General features: G+C 52.6%; 8 protein-coding genes. All 8 read right to left on the bottom strand.

All coding sequences use genetic code 11. From position 1 onward, the window contains the following. The coding region (locus WGC32_RS14780) for a replication initiator protein A (RefSeq protein WP_462933648.1) at positions 1–467 on the bottom strand (467 nt) is incomplete at its 3' end. Positions 468–482: 15 nt separating this feature from the next. After that, the gene (locus WGC32_RS14775; RefSeq protein WP_000998386.1) at positions 483–869 is read right to left on the bottom strand and encodes a cysteine-rich VLP domain-containing protein; all 387 of its coding nucleotides are present in this window, start codon (positions 867–869) and stop codon (positions 483–485) included. Continuing rightward, complete coding sequence (locus WGC32_RS14770) at positions 859–2,526, bottom strand: relaxase/mobilization nuclease domain-containing protein (RefSeq protein WP_342683020.1); 1,668 nt, start codon at positions 2,524–2,526, stop codon at positions 859–861. The genes WGC32_RS14775 and WGC32_RS14770 overlap by 11 nt, the downstream gene beginning before the upstream one ends. Next, positions 2,498–2,896: a plasmid mobilization protein gene (locus WGC32_RS14765; protein WP_002596229.1), complete on the bottom strand. Its 399-nt coding sequence runs from the start codon at positions 2,894–2,896 to the stop codon at positions 2,498–2,500. Before WGC32_RS14765 ends, WGC32_RS14770 begins: the two co-directional genes overlap by 29 nt. Before the next feature lie 497 nt (positions 2,897–3,393). Then, on the bottom strand, positions 3,394–3,606 hold the full coding sequence (locus tag WGC32_RS14760) for a helix-turn-helix domain-containing protein (RefSeq protein ID WP_002586615.1): 213 nt from the start codon (positions 3,604–3,606) through the stop codon (positions 3,394–3,396). Continuing rightward, the gene (locus WGC32_RS14755) at positions 3,599–4,021 is read right to left on the bottom strand and encodes a sigma-70 RNA polymerase sigma factor region 4 domain-containing protein (protein WP_002586616.1); all 423 of its coding nucleotides are present in this window, start codon (positions 4,019–4,021) and stop codon (positions 3,599–3,601) included. The genes WGC32_RS14760 and WGC32_RS14755 overlap by 8 nt, the downstream gene beginning before the upstream one ends. Before the next feature lie 171 nt (positions 4,022–4,192). Next, positions 4,193–4,960 (bottom strand): class I SAM-dependent methyltransferase, encoded by a 768-nt coding sequence (locus WGC32_RS14750; protein WP_002586626.1) that lies wholly within the window; start codon positions 4,958–4,960, stop codon positions 4,193–4,195. A gap of 50 nt (positions 4,961–5,010) precedes the next feature. Continuing rightward, complete coding sequence (tet(W), locus tag WGC32_RS14745; RefSeq protein ID WP_002586627.1) at positions 5,011–6,930, bottom strand: tetracycline resistance ribosomal protection protein Tet(W); 1,920 nt, start codon at positions 6,928–6,930, stop codon at positions 5,011–5,013. Positions 6,931–7,321 lie beyond the last annotated feature (391 nt).

Raw genomic sequence — 7,321 nt, 5'->3', positions numbered from 1 at the left:
CCGGCCATCAGTTGGTCGGAAAACTGTACCTGTGGCACTCGCGGCACTTTGACATAAAGCCGGTTCGGTGCGGAGAAGCCGCCCCGTTCCCGTTCCAGCAGCCCCGCCATGTCCAGTTCTTTCAAGGCTCCCTTGATGGCGGTACAACCCTTGTCCAGCATTTCCGCTATCTCCGCAACGGGGTAGACAATGAATATCCTGCCCTCGCCGTCCTGCCAGCCGTTCTTCTGTGACAGGGTGGAGCGGTCTAATAAAAGCGCATACAGCAGCTTGGCGGTCTGTGAAATCTCCATTTTCAGCAGGAAACGGGGGTATGGAAGATAGGCGGGCAGCGTGGTGTCTGCCCTGATATAATCAGCGATAGTATCACCTCCCTCTGTGTTGTGTCGTTTTTGGGCTTTGTCACGCATTAGGACGGCATTTCCGGGGGGAAAGGATAAATGTATCGCATACCCTTTGACACCCACGAAAAAAGCCTTGATTTATGCGGGTTTGAAAGGCTCTAAAGCGTGACATTTCTGCCTTTGTTTCCGCTTTCTCTCGGCGGCTTTGCGTTTCTTCATGCACCCGGCGCAGCCGGGGCAGTATTTCCCCCGGTTGGATTTGGGGACAAAGGCCGCCCCGCAGACCGCGCAGCGTTTCCGGCTCCCCCGGTACAAGAGGGCTGCGGCCAGCTCCCCGTCAAGGGGCAGGACAGCCACACGGAACCAGCGGCACATGAGGGAATAGGAAATGCTCTGGACGCACACGCAAGGCTCCCCGTCGTCTAACAGCAGGCAGTTCCCCTCGTCGTAGTTACAGCACTCATGCACAAGGCGGCGGGCTGCCTGGTGCTGGCGGTAGTCCATGCGGGACGGCTTATCGTTCATGGCTCTGCTCCTTTCTGCGGTGCGGCTCTTCCCGGCGCAAAATCTGGTCGATGTTCCGCTTGACGGTCTGCAACTCCCTGAACCGCTGCTTCTGTTCGTGATAGGTGTTGTACAGGCCGTCTTTCTCGGAGATAAGCTGCTCGATCTCGGCCTGCAACGCTTTTCGGCCGGGCAGCTTGGTAAGCCCCTGTGCCTTGAAATACCGGGCGGCGGCTTCGGCTATGATAAAATCGCTCTCGTTTGCCTGGCGGTATGCGGCGCGGGCTTTCTCGGATTTCTGCGCTTTCAGCCCCTCGCGGATGGGCTTGGTCTTGGCATAGGCAAGTACCTGTTGCCGCAACTCCCTTTTCCCTTGCAGCTTCGTTTCCAGTGCTTTCAGTTCGCCGCTGGTCTGGCGCATTTCCTGATAGGCGGTAGCAACGGCGGCTTCAAGCTGTTCCGGGGAAGAAAAGCCGTACTGTTGGTAGATGGTCAGGGTCTTGGCGGCCTGTTTCAGATTGTGTATCTTCGCCCATCGTTCATAGCCTTTGCCCTTGCCCTCGGCCATCTTCTGCTCAATGTCCACAAGCCGCTGCACACTGTCCTGTCTGGGGTCGATTTTCCCTGTCTTTTCGCCCTGTAAGCGGCCTTTCCCGGCGTGTAGGTATTCGGGTATGGCTGCGGTCTGTTCGGCGGCTCTGGCGGCTTGGTGCTGCGGGGTGTAGCGAACCGTTACGCCCCTCTGGGCGTTCTGCTCCAAAACGGCAAGGACGGCGGTGCGGTCAAAGTCGCCGCCCAGCTTCCGGGCGGTGATAGGCTTCGTCCTGTCTGGCGTGAGGTAGGACAGCCGCCCCCGGCTCTCCTTGACGGTCACACCCTCCCGCAACAGCAGAGAGGAAAACTCGTCAAAGCTGGCAGCGGTGGCAAGGGCTTTCCGTAGGGTCTGCCGCAGCTTCTCCTTGTTCGTTTCAAACTTGGTCTGCCGGGGCGTGATACCGCCTGCAATCATGGGGGCGTTCTGCTTGTCCAGTGCGGCCTGTCCCTTTTTCTGCGCCCAATATTCCCGGTCTGTGACACGGTTCTTGCTGCCGTTCAAGAGGTCGATTTGGTAAAGTCCTTCCCGGTGGCACATCTCCATGACCTCGGACTTGAAGTAGCGTAGGGCTGCGTCGGTGCAGCGGTGCTTGCACCCGGCTTTCGTGTCCGCTGGCCTGTCCATGTAGGGCAGGAACGGCACTTCCTCTATCCGCAGGCTGTTAATGACGATATGCACATGGATGTTGCCGCTGTGGTTATGCCCGTCCGGGTGGGTGCAGACAAGGGCCTGATGGCCGGGGAAATGCTCTTTACAGAATTGCTCCCCCAACGCCTGCGCCCGGTCTACGGTCAGGCCGTTGTCCGGCCCGTCCCGTGGGTCAAAGCTGATGATATAGTGGTGGCTTTTCACATCCTCCCGCCGCTGATTTTTCTCATAGCGGAGATTGGAGCGCATACACGCAACGGCAAAATCCTCGCCGCCGCAGTTCAGCGTGGACAAGCGATAATCCTCACGGGGGATAAGCCTGCCGTTTTCATCAAGGACGGGCTTCATAGTAAATTCGTCATGCTCAAAGAGCAGGTATTGTTCGGCGGCTCCGTAGTCGGCGTTTTTAGAGTTGATATGCTTGAGTGTTGCCAACCGCGTCACCTACTTTCTTGAGGACTTCATACTTGAGGACGGCAAGGTCGGATATGGCGGCGCGTACCTCGCCGGAAAGGGTGTTGTAGGGTACGCCGTATTCGTTCAGATACCGGGCAATCTGATTGAGGTTGCCGCCGATCCTGCCGTACTCGGCTGTCAGCTTCCCGACAGCGGAAAGCAACTCGTCATTGACCGACGACACATGGACAACCGGGCGTATGGTCGCCCGCCGTATCGCCTGCCGGAGAAATTCCGACTGGCTGATACCATAGGGCGCAAGCCGCGCTGTGAAGTCGGCATACTCATCTTCGGACAGCCGGGTTTTCACAACGCGGCTGCGGTGGGGCGTGTTGTATTTCTTTCGCATGGTGTGACCTCCTTTCTCGCCCGTAAGGGCGCATGAGCAGGGTTTGGGGAAGGCACTCCCCAACAAGTTTCCCGCGAGGGGCAAAACTGCAGAATTGCGGATTTTGGCACCGTGGTAGAAACTTGCTCTCCGTGACTGCAAACTTTCTCTCACTTCCGTCCGCCACTTTTTTGGAAAACTGCAACCACAAAAGTTTGTTTCTCTTTTTCTGCTACTACTAATCCTGTAAAGGGCATTCCTGCCCGCTTTCGCTAAAATGACACCGGACGCAGTGGTTTCTACCCGGTGTTGGAGAAATCCTTTCTCTTTGCCCTCTACTACGGGTAAATGCTCCAAATGCCAAACACCAGGGCAGAAAAATTCCCTCCTCGCTTACTACTACAACCGGCAGGGGGCAAAATGGCCGGGAGCGGAGCCGGACAACAAAAAAAGCAGTAAATCTTTTTCAAGACTTACTGCTTTCGCTGGCCGCGTCGGTGGCGGCTGGTATTCAGTTTTTATGACTTGTCCGGTGGTTCGTCAAGCCGGAACTTGAATTGACAGTCAATTAACCGCTGCTTTACATAGTCCTCCACCTCGGCGTTGACCTGCCCGTTCACTTTTGAGAAATAGCGGATATATCCGGCGTAGTGGAGCAGGACAGCGTTCACGGCTTCTGGGTCGCCCTCACGGGCTTTGAGGATTGTTTCATAGGGGAGAAGTCTACTCATACCGGCTCACCCCCATTTCTTCGCGTAGCCGCTGCAAGGCAAGCTGGATATGCCGCCCCGCTGTGCTGCGTGACCGGCCAATACACGCGCCGATCACGCGCTGCGGCTGGCGCAGAAAGTAATAGCGCAGGATTTCTTCCCGCGTCTGCTCCGGCAAAACAGAGATCGCGTCGGCAAGGGCGGCGTTGCAGAGCAGGACGGTCTGACCGCAGACGGTAAATGGGTATTCCTCGTCCGGCTCCGACGCGGCAAACTGGACAAACTTCTCGTTCATCAGATAGTCAAGGGAAACTTGCCGTTCCCATTGCCGTTTAAGCTTCAAAATCTTGTCCAAGGCGGCACAGCGGATAACAGTCTTGCAAAAGGCGTTGTACCTGCGCTGGATATATTCTTGATAGGCTATCTGGTCGGTCATGGAAATTCCCCTTTCTGAATAATAGTGCGGGGCGGTGGCACTTCTTGCTGTCGCCCCTTGATTGCCTACCAGCAAAGGCGGGCGGGGCTGTCAACGGCTGCGCATATGCGCCGTTCATCTTGACCGTTGACTGGCTCGGCTGGGTTTGCTATTTACCCGACAAACTTGAATTTATTTTAAGCTATCACGTTTTACCTTCTTAAGCCTTACTATCATTACCATAGGAATTTCTTTGTTGGTTTTAAAACATTCTTCATAAAATCCATCAATGACAAATCCAGCTCTAAAACAAAGGTTAAAAATATCTTGTATGGAACGATGATAATAAATCTGCTCTTTCGGTTGCCCTTCAATCGCTATATCATAGTAACTGTGCGGTGTCATATATTTTTCAGTCAACGTGACAAAACAAGGGTGTTGCGTTGCAAAGACAAAAATTCCGCTTTCCTGCAACAGTTCATAAACAGCCATAAGAAGTGGTTCAATATCCGTAATATCCATAATTGCCATATTAGAAACTGCTTTCGTAAAGGCTCGATTTCTTTTTAATTCTAATATACTTTTTCTATCGGTCGCATCCGCCACACAAAATTCAATTTGTTTTGCATATTGTGATTGCCGTCTTTTAGCCAATTCTATCATTTTTTTGCTGTAATCAAAAGCGACAACCGAAGCGCCTCTTTGTGCAAGATACGAAGAATAATTTCCATTGCCACACGCAATATCCAAAATGTAATCCGCAGGATTAGGAGATAGAAGTTCCGTTACTTTGGGACGCACTACCTCTCTGTGAAATTCATTAGATTCGTCACCCATTGCATTATCCCAAAATTGTGCGTTCTCCTCCCAGATTTTTTTACTTTCCTCTGTTCCCATGTTCTCTCCCACTCCCCAAATTTGCTTTTTTGCTTCCATTAAATCTTCCTTACTATATTCCATTGTTACCCTCCATAACTTCTGATTGTTGCCGTCTTGACGATTATGTATCTTTACATTACCTTCTGAAACATATGGCGCACCTTGTCCAGGCGGCTGTTTGGACGGCGGGGCTGGATGACCGGCTGACCGACAGCGGCCTGATATCCTTTCAGCTCTGTAAGGCATACGCTCCGCCCGTTGGTGTAAAAGGCCAGATCAGTACGGTATGCCTGTATACAGCGGGCGGGAATCTCGCCAGTAAAGACAACTTCATCCTTTTTTACCTGGGCCGTTTCGATGGTGGCACAGTATTTCGGTGCATCATGATAAGCCCTGGAAAGGTATTCCTGGGGCGCATAGAGGATGAAGGAGAGATAAGGTTCCAGCAGCTGCGTCCCCGATTCCTTCAATGCCTGTTCCAATACAATCGGGGCCAATGAGCGGAAGTCCGCCGGCGTGCTGACCGGACTGTAATAAAGCCCGTATTCAAAGCAAATCTTACAGTCCGTTACGTTCCAGCCGAACAAGCCCTGCTCCAGCCCGTAACGGATACCATCCCTGACAGCGTTTTGAAAACTCTGGTTCAAGTATCCCAGCGAAACCCGGCTCTCGTATTGTACACCGGAGCCAAGCGAGAGTGGTGTAACAGACAGTCCTATGGATGCCCAAAACGGGTTGGGCGGCACCTCGATATGGATGGTGTGGCTGGCTGCTTTGAGCGGCCGCTCCATATAAATGACGGAGGGTTCCTTTACCACTGTTTCAAGCTTGTATTTTTCCGACAGCAAAGCGGAAACAACCTCCAACTGCACCCGGCCCAAAAAAGAAAGAATGATCTCATGGGTGATGGAATCCACTTCGCAACGCAAAAGCGGGTCAGTATCCGCAAGTTGCGTAAGAGCGTCCAGCAGCCGTTCTCTTTGCGCTGCCGTTTTCGGCGCAATCGTCGTCCGCAGCATGGGGAGGGGGTCCTCGCGCCACCTTTTACGAGGGAGCCGGGTTTGGTCCCCTAATACATCGTTTAACCTCACGCTGTCGCTGGGAAGGATAACAATTTCACCCTGATAAGCGGTGTCTGTCCGAACAATTTCCCCTTTGGATGGAATACGCATCTCTGTGATTTTCAGCTTTTCTCTCCCGGCCAGGGCCACCGTATCCCGCAGGCGCAGCGTTCCGCTGTATAACCGTAGATAGACACGCCGCTGGCCGCAATCGGTGTACTCAACCTTGAAAACGCTGCCGCATAGGGCGGCGCCCCCCTGTTCCCCAATCGGTTGGAACAGCCCTGTCACCGCATCCATCAACGGTTGAATGCCAAGGCCATTTTTGGCGCTGCCATGATAGACTGGGAACAGGGAGGCGTCTTGAACCCGCTGCTGTTCCTCCCGCGCAAGTTTTTCCCGGCTGATTGGTTCTCCTGCGATATACTTTTCCAATAATTCATCGTTATTTTCGATGACCGCATCCCATGCTTCTATGTCGGTATTTTCCTCCAGGACTATTTCCGGGGACAGCGACACCGTCTGCTTGATGATAATATCGGCGGAGAGCTTATCCCGAACAGACTGAACCACGCTCTGCAAATCAACGCCAGCCTGGTCGATCTTGTTGATAAAGATAACGGTGGGAATGTTCATTTTCCGCAGGGCATGGAACAGAATACGGGTCTGGGCCTGCACGCCATCTTTAGCGGAGATCACCAAGATGGCCCCATCTAAAACAGCCAAAGAGCGGTACACCTCCGCCAAAAAATCCATGTGGCCGGGCGTATCCACAATGTTAACTTTACATCTGTGCCACTGGAAGGAAGTGACTGCCGCTTGAATGGTAATCCCACGCTGCCGCTCCAAAAACATGGTGTCCGTCCTCGTTGTCCCTTTTTCGACGCTCCCCGGTTCTGAAATGGCTCCGCTGGCATATAGCAGGCTCTCCGTCAAGGTCGTCTTTCCAGCGTCTACATGGGCAAGAATTCCAATATTGATTATTTTCATGTGATTGTCCTCCCTTTACAGCCCCAAAGGGCATAAAAATCCCCAGCAGTAAAATACTTTTACCACTGGGGATTATAAGTTGCGGACATACACATATACAGCATACACCTGTTTGTGATTGCTGTTTTTGGGGATATGTCAAAATTGATAAGGCAAAAGTATTCTTAAATTGGGTACAAAAAACTAAGCCCCTACAAAAGGAGCTATCATAATCCTTTGTTCCCACTATTTGATTATAGTTTTATTTAAGAATACCTTGCCGCATATTTTTTACTCCTATTACAATAAATTTGGACAGGAAAGCCGGGCAGCCAGTCCGGCTTTCTTTCCATCTCGTGCCTAAGCTACAATGAGAGGAGCAACTGGCTGACCTATCACTCCTTGGGTTTCC

This window comes from Zongyangia acetica (assembly GCF_038739695.1).
Classification (GTDB): Bacteria; Bacillota; Clostridia; order Oscillospirales; family Ruminococcaceae; genus Zongyangia; species Zongyangia gallinarum.
This window is presented reverse-complemented; position numbering and strand designations above follow the sequence as displayed.